Annotated in this window: 17 protein-coding genes and 1 pseudogene; 7 read left to right on the forward strand and 11 right to left on the reverse strand. The window is 67.8% G+C overall.

What is annotated here, in order from left to right; all coding sequences use genetic code 11:
* Nucleotides 1-17 precede the first annotated feature (17 nt).
* The gene (locus ACQPYH_RS40080; protein ID WP_432882698.1) at nt 18-1,025 is read right to left on the reverse strand and encodes a dipeptidase; all 1,008 of its coding nucleotides are present in this window, start codon (nt 1,023-1,025) and stop codon (nt 18-20) included.
* A 22-nt stretch (nt 1,026-1,047) separates the two neighbouring features.
* Here ACQPYH_RS40080 and ACQPYH_RS40085 point away from each other — a divergent pair, with 22 nt between their 5' ends.
* The gene (locus ACQPYH_RS40085; protein WP_432882700.1) at nt 1,048-1,947 is read left to right on the forward strand and encodes an ornithine cyclodeaminase family protein; all 900 of its coding nucleotides are present in this window, start codon (nt 1,048-1,050) and stop codon (nt 1,945-1,947) included.
* Nucleotides 1,948-2,329: 382 nt separating this feature from the next.
* On the opposite strand, the gene ACQPYH_RS40090 is transcribed toward ACQPYH_RS40085, so the two are convergent.
* Both ACQPYH_RS40090 and ACQPYH_RS40095 read right to left on the reverse strand, forming a co-directional pair.
* On the reverse strand, nt 2,330-2,686 hold the full coding sequence (locus ACQPYH_RS40090; RefSeq protein WP_130441765.1) for an NADH-quinone oxidoreductase subunit A: 357 nt from the start codon (nt 2,684-2,686) through the stop codon (nt 2,330-2,332).
* Nucleotides 2,687-2,695: 9 nt separating this feature from the next.
* Nucleotides 2,696-3,451, reverse strand: coding sequence for a hypothetical protein (locus ACQPYH_RS40095; protein ID WP_432882703.1), 756 nt, complete (start codon nt 3,449-3,451; stop codon nt 2,696-2,698).
* 268 nt (nt 3,452-3,719) lie between these two features.
* On the opposite strand from ACQPYH_RS40095, the gene ACQPYH_RS40100 reads away from it, so the two are divergent.
* Nucleotides 3,720-5,714, forward strand: a complete 1,995-nt coding sequence (locus ACQPYH_RS40100; RefSeq protein ID WP_432882706.1) for a 2-oxoacid:acceptor oxidoreductase subunit alpha — start codon at nt 3,720-3,722, stop codon at nt 5,712-5,714.
* On the forward strand, nt 5,711-6,790 hold the full coding sequence (locus ACQPYH_RS40105) for a 2-oxoacid:ferredoxin oxidoreductase subunit beta (RefSeq protein ID WP_432882708.1): 1,080 nt from the start codon (nt 5,711-5,713) through the stop codon (nt 6,788-6,790). The genes ACQPYH_RS40100 and ACQPYH_RS40105 overlap by 4 nt, the downstream gene beginning before the upstream one ends.
* Here ACQPYH_RS40105 and ACQPYH_RS40110 read toward each other — a convergent pair.
* The 7 genes and pseudogenes from ACQPYH_RS40110 to ACQPYH_RS40140 all read right to left on the reverse strand — a co-directional run bounded on the left by ACQPYH_RS40110 (nt 6,787) and on the right by ACQPYH_RS40140 (nt 12,578).
* Nucleotides 6,787-7,554, reverse strand: coding sequence for an alpha/beta fold hydrolase (locus tag ACQPYH_RS40110; RefSeq protein ID WP_432882710.1), 768 nt, complete (start codon nt 7,552-7,554; stop codon nt 6,787-6,789). The genes ACQPYH_RS40105 and ACQPYH_RS40110 overlap by 4 nt on opposite strands.
* A complete protein-coding gene (locus tag ACQPYH_RS40115; protein WP_432882712.1) occupies nt 7,538-8,686 on the reverse strand; it encodes a serine hydrolase domain-containing protein in 1,149 nt (382 codons plus the stop codon). Before ACQPYH_RS40115 ends, ACQPYH_RS40110 begins: the two co-directional genes overlap by 17 nt.
* Before the next feature lie 51 nt (nt 8,687-8,737).
* Nucleotides 8,738-9,382: an HAD family hydrolase gene (locus ACQPYH_RS40120; RefSeq protein ID WP_432882715.1), complete on the reverse strand. Its 645-nt coding sequence runs from the start codon at nt 9,380-9,382 to the stop codon at nt 8,738-8,740.
* Nucleotides 9,379-10,401 (reverse strand): alpha-hydroxy-acid oxidizing protein, encoded by a 1,023-nt coding sequence (locus tag ACQPYH_RS40125; protein ID WP_432882717.1) that lies wholly within the window; start codon nt 10,399-10,401, stop codon nt 9,379-9,381. Before ACQPYH_RS40125 ends, ACQPYH_RS40120 begins: the two co-directional genes overlap by 4 nt.
* Complete coding sequence (locus ACQPYH_RS40130) at nt 10,289-11,428, reverse strand: nitrilase-related carbon-nitrogen hydrolase (protein WP_432894609.1); 1,140 nt, start codon at nt 11,426-11,428, stop codon at nt 10,289-10,291. The genes ACQPYH_RS40125 and ACQPYH_RS40130 overlap by 113 nt, the downstream gene beginning before the upstream one ends.
* Before the next feature lie 45 nt (nt 11,429-11,473).
* Nucleotides 11,474-12,010: pseudogene (locus tag ACQPYH_RS40135) on the reverse strand (hypothetical protein); the annotation flags it as partial.
* Nucleotides 11,991-12,578, reverse strand: coding sequence for a TetR/AcrR family transcriptional regulator (locus tag ACQPYH_RS40140; protein WP_432882721.1), 588 nt, complete (start codon nt 12,576-12,578; stop codon nt 11,991-11,993). The gene ACQPYH_RS40140 and the pseudogene ACQPYH_RS40135, both read right to left, overlap by 20 nt.
* A 163-nt stretch (nt 12,579-12,741) precedes the next feature.
* On the opposite strand from ACQPYH_RS40140, the gene ACQPYH_RS40145 reads away from it, so the two are divergent.
* From ACQPYH_RS40145 to ACQPYH_RS40160, 4 genes are read left to right on the forward strand one after another with little or no spacing between them, the layout of a single operon-like run.
* Nucleotides 12,742-13,740: a hypothetical protein gene (locus ACQPYH_RS40145; RefSeq protein WP_432882724.1), complete on the forward strand. Its 999-nt coding sequence runs from the start codon at nt 12,742-12,744 to the stop codon at nt 13,738-13,740.
* On the forward strand, nt 13,730-14,926 hold the full coding sequence (locus tag ACQPYH_RS40150; RefSeq protein ID WP_432882727.1) for an MFS transporter: 1,197 nt from the start codon (nt 13,730-13,732) through the stop codon (nt 14,924-14,926). The genes ACQPYH_RS40145 and ACQPYH_RS40150 overlap by 11 nt, the downstream gene beginning before the upstream one ends.
* Before the next feature lie 35 nt (nt 14,927-14,961).
* Nucleotides 14,962-16,209 (forward strand): DUF445 domain-containing protein, encoded by a 1,248-nt coding sequence (locus tag ACQPYH_RS40155; RefSeq protein WP_432882729.1) that lies wholly within the window; start codon nt 14,962-14,964, stop codon nt 16,207-16,209.
* Nucleotides 16,206-16,763: a DUF402 domain-containing protein gene (locus ACQPYH_RS40160; protein ID WP_432882731.1), complete on the forward strand. Its 558-nt coding sequence runs from the start codon at nt 16,206-16,208 to the stop codon at nt 16,761-16,763. The genes ACQPYH_RS40155 and ACQPYH_RS40160 overlap by 4 nt, the downstream gene beginning before the upstream one ends.
* On the opposite strand, the gene ACQPYH_RS40165 is transcribed toward ACQPYH_RS40160, so the two are convergent.
* Nucleotides 16,760-17,500, reverse strand: coding sequence for a D-Ala-D-Ala carboxypeptidase family metallohydrolase (locus ACQPYH_RS40165; RefSeq protein WP_432882733.1), 741 nt, complete (start codon nt 17,498-17,500; stop codon nt 16,760-16,762). The two genes, ACQPYH_RS40160 and ACQPYH_RS40165, sit on opposite strands and share 4 nt — an antisense overlap.
* Nucleotides 17,501-17,623: the final 123 nt, after the last annotated feature.

Raw genomic sequence — 17,623 nt, forward strand, 5'->3', positions numbered from 1 at the left:
CGGAAGGCGGACGGTGCTCAGCCGAGAATGCGGACCAGGTTCTCGCCGAGGACCTTGCGGATGGTTGCTTCGGGCAAGCCTCGGCGGACCAAGGCGTCGGTGACGAGGGGCATGCCGGCCGGGCCCTCGAGGCCGGGGACGTACAGCTCGGCGTCGAGGCCCTGGATGATCACCGGGCGGTCGCAGGCGGGGATCTTCTCGCCGAAGACCTCCGCGACGAAGTCGCTGCCCAGGCCGACGTGGTCCTCGCCGGCGATGTCGAGGATGTGCAGGATGTGGTCGGCCAGGTGTTCGACGGTCGGCTTCTCGGCTGTGGTGAGGAAGCCGGCGAAGAAGTTGACGCAGACCACGCCGCCGGTCGCGGCGATCCCGCGGAGCTGCTCGTCGGTCAGGTTGCGGTGGTGGTCGCGCAGCGCGAACGCACTCGAGTGCGACGCAACGACGGGCTTGGTCGCCAGCTCGAGGATGTGCTCGACGCCGGCGCGGCCGACGTGCGAGACATCGATCAGTACGCCGAGCTCCTCGAGCAGCCCGACCGCCTCGACGCCGGCATGCGTCAGCCGGCCGCCGGTCGCGTCCTCGCCGGAGCCGTCGCCGAGCGCGCTGCGGCCGAAGTGGGTGAACGAGGCCATCCGTACGCCGAGCCGGTGCAGCGTCTGCAGGAGCTCGACGTCGGTGTCGATCTGCGGGCAGCCCTCGAGTGCGAGCACCAGCGCGATCTTGCCCGCGGCGGTCGCGGCCTCGATGTCGCCGGGCGCCGTACACAACGCGACCTCGTCGGAGTTCGCCGCCGCGATCCGGTGTGCGGCCTCGATCATCCGCAGGGTCTCGCGGAGCGCGCCTTCGGGCAGGAACTCCGAGTCGATGAACACCGGCAGCACTTGTACGTCGATCCCGCCCTCGCGCAGCTGCGGTATCCACCGCTCCCGGAAGTACGCCGACCAGACGTCCTTCGGCCGCCGAGCCACCAGCATCAAGAGGTCGTTGTGTCCGTCAGCGACGATCGCATCGCGGTGCAGATCCATCGCCCCAGAATATGCTCGCCGGGTGAAGGTGCTTTCTGCTGAGGATGTTCGCCGGCTGGTTCCGATGAGTACGGCGGTCGACGCAGTGCGGGACGCGTTCCGCGAGCTGGCGGCCGGGAACTTCGTGCTGCCGCCGCGGCAGATCTTCGGCGACGGGACGGTGCTCGTGATGTCGGCGTACCACACGCCGACCGGGACCGCGGTGGTGAAGAAGATCGGGATCGCGCTCGACCAGGTCCCCGCGATCCGCGCGACCGTGATCTGGACCGGCAACGGCGAACAACTCGTCGCCGACGGCGGCTCGATCACCACCTTGCGCACCGGCGCAGTCGTCGGTGTCGCGACCGACCTGCTCGCTCAGCCCGACGCCACCCGCCTCACCCTGATCGGAACCGGCGCCCAAGCCGCAGACCAGGTCCGCGCCGTTCTCGCCGTACGACGTATCACGCGGGTCACCATCACCGGCCGATCGGCCGACCGCGCGACCGCCCTCGCAGACCAGTTGGCGACCGAGTTCCCCGAGGCGAAGGTCACCGCCGGTACCAGCATCAACGAAGCGATCGCCGACACCGACATCATCTGCTGCGCCACCTCGTCAACCACCCCACTCTTCGACGCTGACACCCTCCCCACCACCGTCCACGTCAACGCCATCGGCGCCTTCCGCCCCACCATGCGAGAACTCCCCCGCAACCTCCTCACGACCGCATCGGTGGTAATGGTCGACCAACGCGAAGCCGCCCTCGAGGAGTCCGGCGAGGTAATCGACGCGATCGCCAACAGCACCCTCCGAGAAGCAGACCTGGTCGAGCTCGGCCAAGCTCTCGCGACCCCGCCGACCCCGCACGGCCGCACAGTCTTCAAATCCGTCGGCGTCGGCGCCCAGGACTGGGCCATCGCCGCAGCACTCGCCCGCAGCTGACTGGGGTGCGGACCTGCACCACTCACCAACTGCGGGTGGCCGACGCGACTCACGCTCAACTACCGGCTGAAACCCGCCGATGAGGAGGGTTGGTCAGTGGCGCAGGTGCGCTGCGACGCGCTCGCTCGGCGTTGGCAACCCAGCCGCCCTCGCCCGCGGTTGAGTGGGGTGCGGACCTGCATCACTCACCAACCCCGCGTCGTCCAGGCAGCTCACGCTCGACTGCCGGCCGCGACCAGCCGCTGACGCAGGTTGGTCAGTGGCGCACGTCCGCCCAGACTCGGGGACAGCGGATCTCCAGGCCATCACAATCCGCCACCCACAGGCGCCCTGAGCGCAGCGCCGGGCCGCCGCCTCGATTTTGATGGGCTGGAGATCCGCCTTACGTCCAGCGGAGGACGCCCTTGCGGTAGGCGTAGAGCAAGCCGACGGCTACGAAGGCTAGGAAGATGAACATCTCGATGAGGGTTGCGTAGCCGAGAGTGCTGAAGATGGTGGCCCAGGGGAAGAGGTAGATCGCGTCTACGGCGAAGATGACGTAGAGGTACGCGAACAAGTAGTAGCGGATGTGGACCTGGGCCCAGCCCTCGCCGACCGGGTCTACGCCGGACTCGTAGGTCTTGAGTTTGTTCTCGGTCGGGTACGTGACGGTGAGCGCCTTGTTCAGCGCGAACGCGCCGATCAGCCCGACCAGGCCGAGGGCGACTACCGCGGCGACGACGCCATAGCTGTCCGACACAGGAGCAGCTTAGTTCGTGCAGAGCAGCAGTGAGTCGATCGAAACGTACGGCCCGTATCCGGACCGGATGTCCGCGACCTGCAGCCGGAGTCGGGTCACGCCGGAGATGTCGTAGTTCAGCCAGGTCTCGGTCTCCTGCTGCATGCGGATCGACGTCATCGCCGTCGTCCCGTTGTGCAGCGACACCCGCACCAAACCGTCGGTCAGGTTGCCGAGCCAGTTCCGCACGTAGCGGCAACCCGTCGAGTCCACCTCGCCCCAGACATACCCGCCCTGGTTCGCCAGCAGATCAGCCTCGGCCCGCCGCGGCCCTTCGTTCGGCGGTACGACGGTGAACTGCGGCTGGCCGGCCCCGCCCGCGGCGACCAGCCCCTTCTTGAACATCCCGCGCCACACGTAGTGCTTGAAGCTGATCATCGGCGAGACCACCGCGGCGTACGGCGCCTGTGCACCGACAGCGATCCGGTACGTCCGGACCGAGCCGGGCTGGACCGTGGTGATCGTCACGCTGTTGCCGGACGAGTACCCGTGCGCGACCTCCTGCCACCGCTTCAGCGAAGGGATCCATTGATGCAGCGGGATCCGCGTGCCGGTCGCCGGCGCCGGCGTCAACGTCCCGACCACCGTGATCACGCCCTTGGTCGCGTCCGTCGTCCGAATGCTCGCGATCTTCGCCGTCCGCGCCGGCGAAGGGACCGCAGACGCGATCGGCGCCGCGACCCCCGCGACGAGCAACGTCAGCAGTCCGATCAGCACACGACGCATGAAAACAACTCCTTGAATCACAGCTTGATGACGACACCCTGCCGGTTCTCACTTCGGATCGCAAGCGAGCCGCTGCGGAGTGTCACACTGGGAGATTTCGCCACTACCTGACCCAACGACCCGTTAACACCGCGTCCCAGGCTGTGGACCACCGGGGCTTCCGCATGGTTCTGTTCTAAGGGCGAACTAATATTGGGGTTATCGCCCTGACGGGGGGATCGGCCTGTTGCCCACAAGGCGGCCGGACGACCCAAGCTTCGACTTGGAGATGAAAAGAACAGTGACCATCGAGGTCAAGCAGCTCGACCGCGTGGTGATCCGCTTCGCCGGCGATTCCGGTGATGGGATGCAGCTCACGGGGGACAGGTTCACAGCGGAAACAGCATCGTTCGGCAATGACCTGTCGACGTTGCCCAACTTCCCAGCCGAGATCCGGGCACCAGCCGGGACCCTGCCGGGAGTGTCGTCCTTCCAGCTTCACTTCGCCGACCACGACATCCTCACGCCTGGCGACGCGCCCGACGTGCTGATCGCGATGAACCCGGCGGCCTTGAAGGCGAACCTCAAGGACGTCCCCCGCGGCGCGACGCTGATCGTCGACACCGCGGACTTCACCGCCCGCAACCTGAAGCGGATCGGGTACGACGAGAACCCGCTGGAGACCGGCGAGCTCGACGCGTACCACGTGGTCCCGCTCAACCTGACCGGCATGACGGTGGAGTCGGTGAAGGAGTTCGGGCTGAGCCGCAAGGACGCGTCCCGGGCGAAGAACATGTACGCGCTCGGCCTGGTGTCCTGGCTGTTCCAGCGGCCGGTCGAGTCGACGATCACGTTCCTGCAGACCAAGTTCGCCTCGAAGGCGGACATCCGCGACGCGAACATCGCGGCCTTCCGCGCGGGCTACAACTTCGGTGAGACCGCCGAGGAGTTCTCGGTCCGGTACGAAGTGAAGCCGGCCAGCATGGCCACCGGCACGTACCGGAACATCTCCGGCAACCTCGCGCTGGCGTACGGCCTGGTGGCGGGCGCCCAGCGGGCCGGCTTGCCGCTGGTCCTCGGTGCGTACCCGATCACCCCGGCGTCCGACGTACTGCACGAGCTGTCGAAGCTCAAGCGGTTCAACGTCACCACGGTCCAGGCCGAGGACGAGATCGCCGGTATCGGCGCGGCACTGGGTGCGTCGTTCGGCGGCGCGCTCGGCGTGACCACGTCGTCCGGTCCGGGTATCAGCCTGAAGTCCGAGACGATCGGCCTCGGCGTGATGCTCGAGCTGCCGCTGGTCGTCTGCGACATCCAGCGCGCCGGTCCCTCGACCGGTATGCCGACCAAGACCGAGCAGGCCGACCTGCTGCAGGTGATGTTCGGCCGCAACGGCGAGGCCCCGCTGCCGATCCTCGCGGCCCAGTCCCCCGCGGACTGCTTCGCGATCGCGGTCGAGGCGGCCCGGATCGCGATCACCTACCGCACGCCGGTGATCGTGCTGTCCGACGGTTACCTGGCCAACGGCTCGGAGCCGTGGCAGATCCCGGTGGTCGCCGACCTGCCGACGATCGACCCGAACTTCACCGTCGAGCCGAACGCGACCGACGACAAGGGCCAGCCGACGTACCTCCCTTACCTGCGCGACCCGGAGACCCTGGCCCGCGCCTGGGCCGTCCCGGGTACGGCGGGCCTGGATCACCGGATCGGTGGTCTGGAGAAGGAGGACAAGACCGGCAACATCTCGTACGACCCGGCGAACCACGATCTGATGATCCGCACCCGCCAGGCCAAGGTGGACGGCGTCGAGGTTCCGCCGATCGAGGTGGACGACCCGGACGGTACGGCGAAGGTGCTCGTGCTCGGCTGGGGTTCGACGTACGGCCCGATCGGCGCCGGTGTCCGGCGGGTTCGCAAGGTCGGCGGCAAGGTCGCCCAGGCGCATCTGCGGCATCTGAACCCGTTCCCGGAGAACCTCGGCGACCTGCTGAAGTCCTACGACAAGGTCCTTGTCCCGGAGATGAACCTCGGTCAGCTCGCGATGCTGCTGCGGGCGAAGTACCTGGTCGATGTCGTCTCCTACGCACAGGTCCGCGGTATGCCGCTCGGCGCCGCGGAGCTGGCGGAGGTGATCGGCAACCTGGTCGAGGAGACCGAGGGCATCGACGACGACGCCCGCCATCTCGGTTCGGCCGCAGCCAGCCTGACGCACGGCGAGGCGCTGCACACCGAGCCGAACGGCCGGTCCAACGGCCAACTGCACGAGTCGGAGGGAGCACGATGAGCACGGTCGACCTCGGCCTGCCGAGTCTGCCCGGTGGCCTTCGCGGCGTACCGGCCGCGACCGAGCCGCAGAACCGCAAGGAATACGTGTCGGACCAGGAGGTCCGCTGGTGCCCGGGCTGCGGCGACTACGCCGTACTCGCGGCCTTCCAGGGGTTCCTGCCCGAGCTCGGGATCAAGCGCGAGAACGTCGCGATGGTCTCCGGGATCGGCTGCTCGTCGCGCTTCCCGTATTACCTGTCGACGTACGGCATGCACTCGATCCACGGGCGCGCGCCGGCGATCGCGACCGGGCTCGCGGTGGCGCGGCCCGACCTGAGCGTGTGGGTGGTGACCGGTGACGGCGACGCGCTGTCGATCGGCGGCAACCACCTGATCCACACGCTGCGGCGCAACGTGAACCTGAAGATCCTGCTGTTCAACAACCGGATCTACGGCCTGACCAAGGGTCAGTACTCGCCGACGTCGGAGCCGGGCAAGGTGACCAAGTCGACGCCGATGGGCTCGGTCGACAACCCGTTCAACCCGGTCTCGCTGGCGCTCGGCGCCGAGGCGACGTTCGTGGCCCGGACGGTCGACTCCGACCGCAAGCACCTCACCTCGGTGCTGCGCGCCGCCGCCGAGCACCGCGGTACGGCGTTCGTCGAGATCTACCAGAACTGCCCGATCTTCAACGACAACGCGTTCGACGCGTTCAAGAACCCGGAGACCCGGGACGACGCGATCATCCCGCTGGTGCACGGCGAGCCGATCCGCTTCGGCACGGACGGGCACCTTGGCGTGGTCCGCGATGGATTCGCGTCCCTCGCCGTACGGGAGGTCGCGGACCTGCCGGGCGGCGAGGCGGATCTGGTCGTCCACGACGCGCACACCGAGGATCCGGCGTACGCGTTCGCACTGTCGCGGCTGACCGACGCGGGCGTGCTGCACCAGGCTCCGATCGGCGTCTTCCGCTCGGTCGAGCGTCCGGCGTACGACGACCTGGTGCGCCAGCAGATCACCACCGCCCAGGAGACCCAGGGCACCGGCGACCTGCAGGCGCTCGTCACCGGCGCCGACACCTGGACGATCAACTAGGCGAGGAATTCCCGGACGACTTTCTGGAAGGCGTCCGGGTTCTCGATCCACGGGTAGTGTCCGACACCGTCGAGCACTACCCGTTCTGCGTTGGGCAGCGCTTCGAGCAGGCTGTCGGTCACGTACGGCGGCCGCAGGTCCTCCGCACCGTGCACGAGGAGCGTTGGTACGACGACCTTGGCGCAAGCGCTCGCCCGATCTGTCAGCGTCGTCAACTCCGCTCGCAGTGCATCCGCACAGACCTGGTTGGGCTCGAAGCGCGGCGTGTTCAGCTTCCGAGCCTGGTTCAGGGCCGTCGCCCGATCGGCGAGGTTCACGGAGATCTGCGCGATCCACGGATCGGTTTCCGGCGTACCGGCGAGGCGCTCGGCGACCCGTGCGCGGTAGTCGGCCGGCGGACCGTCGAGGCCGACCGACGACACCAGCGCCAACCGGGACACAGCATCCGGATGTGCTTGGGCAAACTCCAGTGCGAGCGAGGCTCCCCAGGAATGTCCGATCACGATGCACGGATCCGGGCCGCACACGGTGGCGAGGTCGGCGACGTAGCGAGCGAGGGTGTACGGGCCGCGGCGGTCGGAGCGGCCGCAGCCTCGCTGGTCCCACCTGTGCAGCGTGAACCCGGGCAGCGCCAGGTCGTGGAACACGTCCCACCAGCCAGGACCGCCGTGGACCAGGACAACGCGCGGGCCGTGCCCGGCGACGTGGGTCCACAGGCGGCAGCCGTCGTCAGTGATCACCTGCGGGTCAGCCCAGCGCGCCATACACGGCAGCCCTGAGTTCGCGGCGGATCGGGTAGCGGGCGGAGGGGACGAGTTGGGTGAGGAAGACGACGACCAGCTCGTCGGCCGGTGAGACGAAGAACGCCGTCGACGCCTTGCCGCCCCAGAAATACTCGCCGGCCGTCCCGATGGTCTGCGCGACCGTCGGATCGAGCAACACGCCGAAGCCGAGCCCGAACCCTTGCCCCGCCCGCTTCGTCTCACCGCCGAAGTCCGCGCACGCCGCGAGATCCTGACCACCGGGCAGATGGTTGGCGGTCATGAACCGCACCGTCCTCGGCCCGATGGTCCGCGTCCCGTCGAGCGAACCGCCGCCGGCGAGCATCCGGGCGAACCGCAGGTAGTCGTTCGCTGTCGACACCAGCCCGGCGACCCCGGACAGGAACGTTCGCGGCCGGGCGTAGGGGCTGGTCCGCGGATCGTCGGTCAGCTGGAAGCCGCCGTCGTCGTACCCGTAGCAGGCCGCGAACCGGGAAAAGCTTGCCTCGGGCACCGAAAAGCCGGTGTCGGTCATGCCGAGCGGTTCGAAGATCCGGGTCCGCAGGTACGCGTCCAGCGGTTGCCCGCCGATCACCTCGCACAACAGGCCGACGAGATCGGTGGAGACCCCGTAGATCCAGCGCGCGCCGGGATCCGCCTGCAACGGAAGGCCTGCCAGCCGACCCGGCAACTCGGACAGCGGTGCGTCCGAATCCATCCCGGTCAGCCCGGCCTGCTGATAGAGCAGGCTGACCGGGTGCTTGCCGTTCGACGCGGCGAGTCCGGACGTGTGCATCAGGAGGTCCCGCACGGTCATCTCGCGGATCGACTCGCGGAGCGTGCCGTCGTCGTACACCTTCGGCCGGCCGAGCTCCGGCAGGTACTTCGCCACCGGGTCGTCGAGCTGGAAGCGTCCCTCTTCGTAGAGCTGCATCAGCCCGAGACTCACGATCGGCTTGGTCATCGAGTAGATGCGGAAGATCGTGTCCGCGGTCATCGGCAGGTCCCGCTCGACGTCGCGACGCCCGTACGCATCGAACAGCAGGACCTCGTCGCGGTGCGCGACCACGGTGACCGTGCCCGGGAAGCGGCCGTCGTCGACGTACCGCCGGACCAGCGCCGTCACGTTCTGCACCGCGACCTCCTGTAATGATCGCTTCAGAGAGTCGAATCTCTGTCGCAAAGACTACATCAGGTCGAGCAGATTCGTCCCTGCCGCGCGATCCAGGTGCCGCGCGGGCAGCCCGGCCGCCTGCGCGCCGAGCACATCGTTCTCGAGGTTGTCGCCGATCATCAGGACGTCGGCCGGCTCGGCTCCCAGTGCCTCACAGGTGCGCAGGTAGGCCTCCGGGGCCGGCTTGCTGAAGCCGAGCGCCTCCGAGGTGCAGACCACGTCGATCAGGTCGGCCAGCCCGATCGCCGCCAGCTTCGCGTTCTGCTGCACCGTGTTCCCGTTGGTGAGCACGCCGGTCCGCCAACCGTTGCCTCGAGCAACTTCCAGCGCGGGGCGCGCGTCCGGGAACGCGATCCAGTTGTTCCGGTACTGCGTCAGGTAGCCCTCGAACACCTCGTCCAACCCGGCCTCGGTCGTCGGGACAGCGCGATCGATCAGCGGGAGGAAGGCGCGCAGCCGAGCACGGCGCTGGCCCTGATGGGTGAGCTCTCCGGACAGCCAGCGCGGGTACTGCTCGTCCTCGATCACGAACCACTGCGCAACCAGCTCGTCCGTCGGCGTGAGCCCGAGCTCGGTCACCCAGCTGCGCAGCCCACGTTCGGCGGAGCCGGTGTGGTCGAACAGGGTGTTGTCGAGGTCGAAGATGACCGCCTTCACGCGCGGACCACCGAGTCGCGGTTGAGCTCGCGGTGGTTCGCGTACCCGGACAATGCCAGCGTGAGATCGAGCTCGGCCAGGAAGCAACGCAGTACATGCTCGACACCGGCTTGTCCGGCGAGTGCGAGGCCGTAGAGGAGCGGACGGCCGAGGAGCACGGCCTTGGCGCCGAGGGCGAGCGCCTTGGCTGCGTCGGAGCCGGTGCGTACGCCGGAGTCGAACAGGACTGTCAGTTGCTCGCCGACCGCATCCGCGATCGCGGGGAGCGCGTCGAGCGATGCGACCGCGCCGTCGACCTGGCGGCCGCCGTGGTTCGAGACGACGATGCCGTCGACGCCCTGCTCAGCCGCGAGTTTGGCGTCCTCGACCGCGGTGATGCCCTTCAGGACGATCGGACCGTCCCAGTTGTCGCGCAGGAACGACAGGTCGTCCCAGGCCAGGCCGACGTTCGGGAAGATCTGCGCCCAGAGCATCACCGCAGCGCCGGGATCCTCTGCGATCGGCTTGGCCAGCTTCGATTGGAAGGCCGGGTCGCTGAAGTAGTTCGCGAGCCCTTCCCCCTTCAGGAACGGGAGGAACCCGCGATCCAGATCGGCCGGCCGCCACCCGATCGTCCCGGTGTCCAGCGTGACGACGAGTACGCCGTACCCGGCGGCCTTGGCGCGCTGGAGGAAACTGAGGCAGACGTCGCGGTCGGTCGGGTAGTACAGCTGGAACCACTTGTTGCTCGCCTCGATCTGCTCGATCGCGTGGCTCGCCTGGGTCGAGTGCGTGTAGGTCAGACCGAGGGTGTCGGCAGCCCGGGCCGTGGCCAGCTCGCCGTCGGGGTGCGCGAGGGTCTGGACACCGATCGGTGCGACCAGGAGCGGCGCGGGCATCGCCGTACCGAGGATGGTGCAGGACAGGTCACGTTCGGTGCTGCCGCGGAGCATCCGCGGTGCCAGCCGCCAGCGGTCGAACGCCGCCTGGTTCGCCCGGGCGGTCGATCCGCCGCCCGCGCTCGGCACGATGTACCCCATCGCCTCCAGCGTGAGCTTCCCGGCCGCCTGCGACTCCAGCCGGGCCAGGTCGGTCGTGATCTCCGGCTTCGTCCCCTGCAACATCCCCTGCAGGTAGATCTGCAACTGGTAGTCCCCGAAGTTGGCCATGCCGGATGTTTTCACGCCCGCCGCGGGACCTCAACAACAGCATCCCGGCCAGCGCCACCAGGCCGCACAACCAGGCGAACCAGTCACCCCAGGCGGTGTAGAGCGTGTGATCGATCCCCGGTCGCAGCTCGCCGATCAGGACGGCCGGTCCGTTCGCCGGGGCGATGGTTTCGGCGACGATGCGGCCGTTCGCGTCGGTCAGGGTCAGGCGGCCCTGGCTGCCGTCGCGGGCGATCGGGATGCCGTTCTCGATACCGCGCAGCAGCGCCATCCGGCTGTGCAGCCAGCCGTCGTCGACGAAGTCGAGCGCGGGGACGAGCAGGAGCGAGGTGTCGAGTTCGCCGTACTGCCGGGCGAGGGCCGGGAAGTCCAGGTCCTTGCAGATCATCAGACCCCAGGTGTCGTACGTCGCCAATTGGTCGCCCGGTGTGTACGGCTCGATACCCGGGATCAGGTGGTGCTTGTCGTACGACGTGGGCGCGGCGCCGTCGGGGTGGAACATCAAGGCGCGGTTGTGGTCCCCGTCGCCGAGCACCGTGAGCCCGACGACAAGCTCGATCTTGTTGCTCGTGGCAAGCGTTTGGAACTGGTGTGAGAGCTGCGGGAGGTCGGTGGTCCGGACGTCGACGATCTTCTCCGGCAGCAGGACGATCTTCGCTCCGGCTTGGGCGGCGTCGGTGATCATCGGGCGATAGCGGTCGATGATCTGCGGTCCGGCAGCGTTGGGCCAGCCTGCGTTGTCTGCTCCTTGTGCGGACAGTACGGCGATCTTCACCGGCTCGCTCTGCGGTGTGCCGTGCAGCCGCACGACGCCGTACAAACAGGTGCTAGCAGCAACAATCGCCAGCACGCCGATCAGTGCGGGTTTGCGCGCGGCAATCACCGCAGCCGGGAACAACAGCAAGAAGCTGAGCCCCCAAGGCCCGGTCAACGACACGATCTGGTTGACCGGGGCAACCTCCACCTGCGTGTACGCAAGACTCGTAAACGCACCGTGCGGCGAGACGCTCGCAATCAGATAGTCAAGCCCCGCCCACAAAGCCGGCGCCGCAACCGCCGCCACCACCGGATGCCCCCGCACCACCAGCGCCCTGAAAAACAACACCGTCCCGGCAAACACCCCCGCCAACACCACCAAAAACCCCAATACAACCACCGGCAACTCAAGATCCCCAAGCAAGTACCGCGCCAAATTGGCAAGCCCCAAAAGCCAACCCACAAACGCAGCCACCCCAGCCACCCCACCCCGAAGCCGAGCCGCCACCAGAAACACAGGAACCGGAGCAAGCCAGGTCAGCGCAGGAATCGCATGCAAACCAGACCCGAAGTACAACAACACCCCAGTGGAAACCGCCGCCAACCCAGCCACCAGTACGCCTCGCACACCAACCCACCTGGCGGCTCCCGCACCTGCTAGCCGGGTCGAGCCGGCCGGGGGCCGGCGAGGGCCGGCGGGTTTCTTATTGTCGTCGTAGTTCATTGATCATCCTTTCGCCCAGGCGTAGGCAGAGGGATCGGAAGGCTGCTTCCGGCATGCCTATGCGGTCGCCGTGGTGGAGTTGGATCAGGCCGTGGAGTAGGGCGGCGAACATCAGGCTGGTTTCCCAGATGTCTGTGTCGGCGCGGAACAGTTCCTGCTCGACGCCGGCGGTGATCGCGTCGGCGACGAGGTTGAGCGTGGGTGACTTGCGAGCGCGGAAGTCCGCGGGGAACTTGCGCGCCTGGTCGCGGCGCTCGGTGAACATGTAGTCGTAGAGCCGGGGATGCTCAAGCGCGAAGTCGACGTGGTCGATCAGCATCTCCCGCAGCAACTCGTCCGCCGACGAAGGACGCTCCGCCGACTCCCAGCGCCGCACCAGCTCGACGAACGCCGCGTCCGCGATCGCGTTCAGCAACGTCTCCCGGTCACCGAAGTACTGGTAGATCGCCATCGGCGTGATCCCGACCGCGGCCGCCACCTTCCGCATCGACACCCCGGCCGCGCCGTGCTCGGTCAGCAGGTACGTCGCCGCGGCGGTGATGCGGTCCTTCGTCGTCACGTCGCTCATGACGACCATTAAATACACATTCCCTATACGCCGTATAGGCAGAATTACCCTGACTGAACCCTGAGCCATGACATCCGTCAGGCCCGGGCCCCGACGTCCGTCAGCGCCGGAACCGGACGGATCGCATCCGCACCACCGCCCAACCCGCACGAGAGTTGTAGCCATGACGAACACGAACGTGGTGACCGCGCCGAAACACAGCAGCGTGAAGCGGAGCTTGCCCGCCCTCGGCCTGTTCTTCCTGTCGCCCCTGGTCGCGGAGTTCCTGCTCGGGAACATCCCGATCAGCGCACTGTTCGCGTTGCTGGGCCTCGCCCCGCTGTACGGCGGCGGCGCCGTACTGATCCGCGAACTCGTCCGGCGGCGCGGCTGGGGATACCCGAGCGTCGTGCTGCTTGCGCTCGCGTACGGCGTCCTCGAGGAGGGTGTCACCACCCAGTCGCTCTTCAACCCGAACTACGTCGACCAGCACCTCCTGTCCCCGGGGCACATCGGCTTCCTGGGCATGGGCGCACCGTGGACGGTGTTCGTCCTCGGCCTGCACACGATCTGGAGCATCACGGTGCCGATCGTGCTCGTCGAGTCGATGTCACGGCGGCCGCGTGAGCCGTGGCTTGGCAAGATCGGCCTGAGTGTGTACGGCGCCTTGTTCGTGGTCGGCATCATCGCGACGACCGCCATCCAGCTCGGGATGGACTCGTTCGTCGCATCGCCGGCACAGTTCGCCGGTGTCGCGGTCGCCATCGTCGCCTTGGTCTTCCTGGCCGCACGGGTCGGCCGGCGGGCCCGGCCTCGTACCCCGGGCACGGTGCCGCCGGTCTGGGTGCTCGCAGTGGCCGGTCTGGTGGTGAGCTCGGGATGGATGGTCACGAGCGACGCGGTGAAGAACGGCTGGCTGGGTGCGGCCCTGATGCTCGCCATCGAGATCGCGGCGGCTGTCGTCCTGGTGCACTTCTCCCGGCGTACGAGCTGGACGCAGAAGCGCACGCTGGCCGTCGCGGGTGGCGCAATGCTCACCTACGCGTGGCACGCGTTCCCGGAGAAGCCGGTCTTCGACGCCCCGCACAGCACCGACCTGATCGGGAACGCGGTCTTCGCCCTGTTGGCGGTGGCCCTGCTGATCTCTGCGACAATCAGGCGTGACAAGTTCGGTGACTCCTGACACACGCGGTACTTCGCGGCACGTCAGCCTGGCGTTGTTCGCGCTGGCAACCGGTGGATTCGCGATCGGGACGACCGAGTTCGTGACGATGGGGCTGCTGCCGCAGATCGCGGACGGCGTGCACGTCTCGATCCCGACGGCCGGCCATGTCATCTCGGCGTACGCGCTGGGGGTCGTGGTCGGCGCTCCGGTGATTGCGGCGCTCGGCGCACGGACCGGGCGGAAGCGGTTGCTGCTCGGGCTGGTCGCGCTGTTCGTGATCGGCAACGTGCTGTCGGCCGTTGCCTCGAGCTACGAGTTCCTGATGGCGGCGCGGTTCCTGTCCGGCGTACCGCACGGAGCGTTCTTCGGGATCGGCGCGGTCGTCGGCGCGTCGATGGTGGCGCCCGAGCGGCGTGCGCGGGCGGTGTCGATGACGATGGTCGGGCTCCCGGTCGCCAACATCATCGGCGTACCGCTGACGACGTTGCTGGGCCAGCGGCTCGGATGGCAGGTGCCGTTCCTCGCGGTCGGCGTACTAGGGACACTGACACTAGTTGCAGTGTGGCTATGGGTGCCGGCACAACCGGTCGGCAGCGACGTGAACGTCCGGAGCGAGCTCAGCGCCCTCAAGAGACCGCAGGTGTGGATGGCCCTACTGGTCGGGATGGTCGGCTTCGGCGGGATGTTCGCGACCTACTCGTACATCACGCCGACGATGACGGAGCTGTCCGGCTTCTCGGAGTCCGCGGTGACGATCGTCCTGGCCGTGTACGGCGTGGGCATGACGGTCGGCACTGTTGTCGGCGGGCGGCTCGCGGATCGGTCGCTGATGGGCAGTGTGTACGGCGGACTGGTCGCAGTGGCCGTCGTACTGGGAGCGTTCGGCTGGCTCGCGCAGACGCGGCCCGGTGCGCTGATCGCGGTGTTCGCGTTGGGGTGCTCGGCGAGCATCCTCGTACCGGCGCTGCAGACTCGCCTGATGGACGTCGCGCACGAGGGCCAATCACTGGCCGCGTCGCTCAACCACTCCACGCTGAACATCGCCAACGCACTCGGCGCCTGGCTCGGCGGCGTCGTACTCGCGGCCGGCTACGGCTACGAGTGGCCGAGCCGATTGGGTGCCGGACTCGCTGTCGCGGGTCTGACGCTCGCACTGATTTCCGGTCTGATGGAACGTCGAGGGACAAATCAGGTGCTTGCCTGACCTGCTGATCACCGCCCACTTGGTTGAATCGGGGTATGGCGACCATGACCCTGAGCCCGGCCGATCAGGTACGGCGGCGTGGGCTGCGGCAGATGCGGTCCGTGGCGTTGGCGCTGCTGGTGCTCGCAGCAGTGATCTACGTGGCGACGCTGCACCTCAGCGGCGGCTGGGCCTACCTGAACGCGGCGTCCGAGGCGGCGATGGTCGGTGCGCTGGCGGACTGGTTCGCGGTCACCGCGCTGTTCCGGCATCCGCTCGGGCTGCCGATTCCGCACACCGCGATCGTCCCGACCCGGAAGGACAGCCTGGCCGAGAGCCTGGAGCAGTTCGTCACCGAGAACTTCCTGTCCGAGGAAGTCGTCGCGGAGAAGATGCGTACGGCGGAGGTGAGCCGCCGGGTCGGTGAATGGCTTGCCGACGGCAACCACGCCGAGCGGATCGTGGCGGAAGGCGCGCGCACGATCGGGGCGGCGCTGCCGAAGCTCGGCGATGAAGATGTGTCTGCGTTCGTGCGAGGGTCGTTGCTGCCGCGGTTCGTGAAGGAGCCGTTGAGCCCGATCGCGGGGCACTTCGTGCAGTCCGTGGTCGAGGACGGCGCGCATCACGCATTGTTCGACCTGCTGATGGTCGAGGCGTACGACTGGCTGGCGAACAACCGCGAACTGCTTGCGGACGTGGTCGGTCCGCGGGCGCCGCGCTGGTCGCCGCAATGGGTGGACCGGCTGGTGATCGACCGGATCCACCGCGAAGCGCTGGCGTGGCTGGCCGACGTACGCGACAACCAGACGCACCCGGCGCGACGGGCAGTCGACCGGCTGCTGGCGCAACTGGCCGACGATCTGCAGCACGACCCCGAGACGATGGAACGGTTCGAGGCGTGGAAGGCACGGATGCTGACGCATCCGGACATGGGCTCGAGCCTGACTGCGGTGTGGGACGCGATGCGTACGGCGCTCATCGACTCGATCAACGACCCGAACAGCACGCTGCGGGGGCGGGCGGTCAAGGCGATCCATGAGCTGGGCGGCCGGCTCCAGGACGACGAGGGTTTGCGTTCGAGCGTCGACACTCGCGCATCAGAGGCCGTCGGGTACGTCGTCCGCACGTACGGCACCGAGATCGTTTCCGTCATCTCCGACACGATCGAGCGCTGGGACGGTCGCGAGGCATCCGCGCGGATCGAGCTCCACGTCGGGCGGGACCTCCAGTTCATCCGGATCAACGGCACCGTGGTCGGTGCGCTCGTCGGTCTGCTCATCCACACGGTGAGCCAGTTGCTGTGAAGACGACGTACATCCGCAAACGCAAACGGCCTTCGGGGTCCGGGCTGTGGTCGGCGTACCCCTTGACCACAGACGAGTTCGGCACGTGGTTCTACACGCCGGCACATTCCCACTTCCGCGCCGGCAACGGCGAGATCTGCGAGGTGGCCCAACTCGGCCCGGGCGGTCCGGGCGAGCATTGTGTCCAGCTCGCACCGCACGACGGCTGGTGGTTCGCGTACTTCCGCCAGAGCGGACTCCTACACGTCGACATAAGCACCCAACCGACGGTCGTCGGATCAGAGTGGACCTTCGAGGACCTCGAACTGGACCCGTTCCGCCGGTCCGACGGCACCATCGGCACACAAGACTGGGACGAACTGGCTGCCGCCCACACAACCGGCCTGATCACAGACGCCGAACGCGAGGCCGCCGAACAAGCCGCCGGCACGCTAGAGCACGCCTTCGCCGCAGGCACCGAACCCTTCGGCCGAGTCGGCTGGGACCACTTGGCAGCGGCGATAGAACTCGACCTACCGCCGCTCACCAACTTCGGAGACCACCCGCTGGACTAGATGCCGCAGTTGGGCGCACTCCACGAGTTCGTCGTACGAATGTCTACGTGGGTGTGGTCGTTGTGGTCGGGATAGCCGGGGCCGAAGATCCCGCCGAACCCGTGGTTGCGGGCCTCCTTCGCCATCGTGCAGAAGGAGTGAACACCGGTGAGGTCGGCGGAGCGGCCGTACAAGTGCTGGCTGTTGCTCGCGCCGCCCACCGAGTTGTTGCACGGGATACTGCGGAAACCACTCGAGATGTTGAGCGCCTGGTCCCCGAGCGCGTGCCGAAGCGCCTCCAACTGCCACATCGTCTGCAGCGCATTGGCCTTGGTCGCCGCCTCCGAGAGCGGACCACCGTCGTACCCGGATCCACCGCAGCCGTCATCCAACTCGGCGTACGTGAAGTGGATCGGCGTGCAGTCATCGTCCTGCAGCGCGTAGATCTTGCTGAACGTCGCCGGCCCGGCAACCCCGTCCGCCCCCAATCCGTACGCCGACTGGAAGCGCTGCACCGCCGCCTTCGTGGCCGGCCCGAAATCACCGTCGGTCGCGAGATGACCGCCGTACCCGGGATAACCGGCGACCCGGATCTGCAACTGCCGCACATCCTCGCCGTTCATCCCCTGGCTGAGCGTGCGACCCCAGGTGTAGCAACCGTCGGCATGCGCAACCGTCGTCGCGACGACCTGCGACGCGGTGAGGGTTGCCGCAAACAGCAGCAGTACGGCGAGCAGTCGTGGGAACGTGATGGACATCGGACACCTCCGGGGCGGTGAAGGAATCTGTCGGACCCCAGCATTCCGGCACAATCCGTCGGTTGGCCAGTGCTCAGTGAAACTTTCCGACCAATCGCCCGGGGCAACCATTCGAGTGGGTCA

This window comes from Kribbella sp. CA-245084 (assembly GCF_050942355.1).
GTDB lineage: Bacteria > Actinomycetota > Actinomycetes > Propionibacteriales > Kribbellaceae > Kribbella.

Coding starts and splice junctions, on each gene's coding strand:
- ACQPYH_RS40105 (WP_432882708.1), top strand. CDS start 5,711: ATGAGCACGGTCGACCTCGGCCTGCCGAGTCTGCCCGGTGGCCTTCGC.
- ACQPYH_RS40080 (WP_432882698.1), bottom strand. CDS start 1,025: ATGGATCTGCACCGCGATGCGATCGTCGCTGACGGACACAACGACCTC.
- ACQPYH_RS40125 (WP_432882717.1), bottom strand. CDS start 10,401: ATGGGGTACATCGTGCCGAGCGCGGGCGGCGGATCGACCGCCCGGGCG.
- ACQPYH_RS40155 (WP_432882729.1), top strand. CDS start 14,962: ATGGCGACCATGACCCTGAGCCCGGCCGATCAGGTACGGCGGCGTGGG.
- ACQPYH_RS40110 (WP_432882710.1), bottom strand. CDS start 7,554: ATGGCGCGCTGGGCTGACCCGCAGGTGATCACTGACGACGGCTGCCGC.
- ACQPYH_RS40095 (WP_432882703.1), bottom strand. CDS start 3,451: ATGCGTCGTGTGCTGATCGGACTGCTGACGTTGCTCGTCGCGGGGGTC.
- ACQPYH_RS40140 (WP_432882721.1), bottom strand. CDS start 12,578: ATGAGCGACGTGACGACGAAGGACCGCATCACCGCCGCGGCGACGTAC.
- ACQPYH_RS40100 (WP_432882706.1), top strand. CDS start 3,720: ATGAAAAGAACAGTGACCATCGAGGTCAAGCAGCTCGACCGCGTGGTG.
- ACQPYH_RS40165 (WP_432882733.1), bottom strand. CDS start 17,500: ATGTCCATCACGTTCCCACGACTGCTCGCCGTACTGCTGCTGTTTGCG.
- ACQPYH_RS40145 (WP_432882724.1), top strand. CDS start 12,742: ATGACGAACACGAACGTGGTGACCGCGCCGAAACACAGCAGCGTGAAG.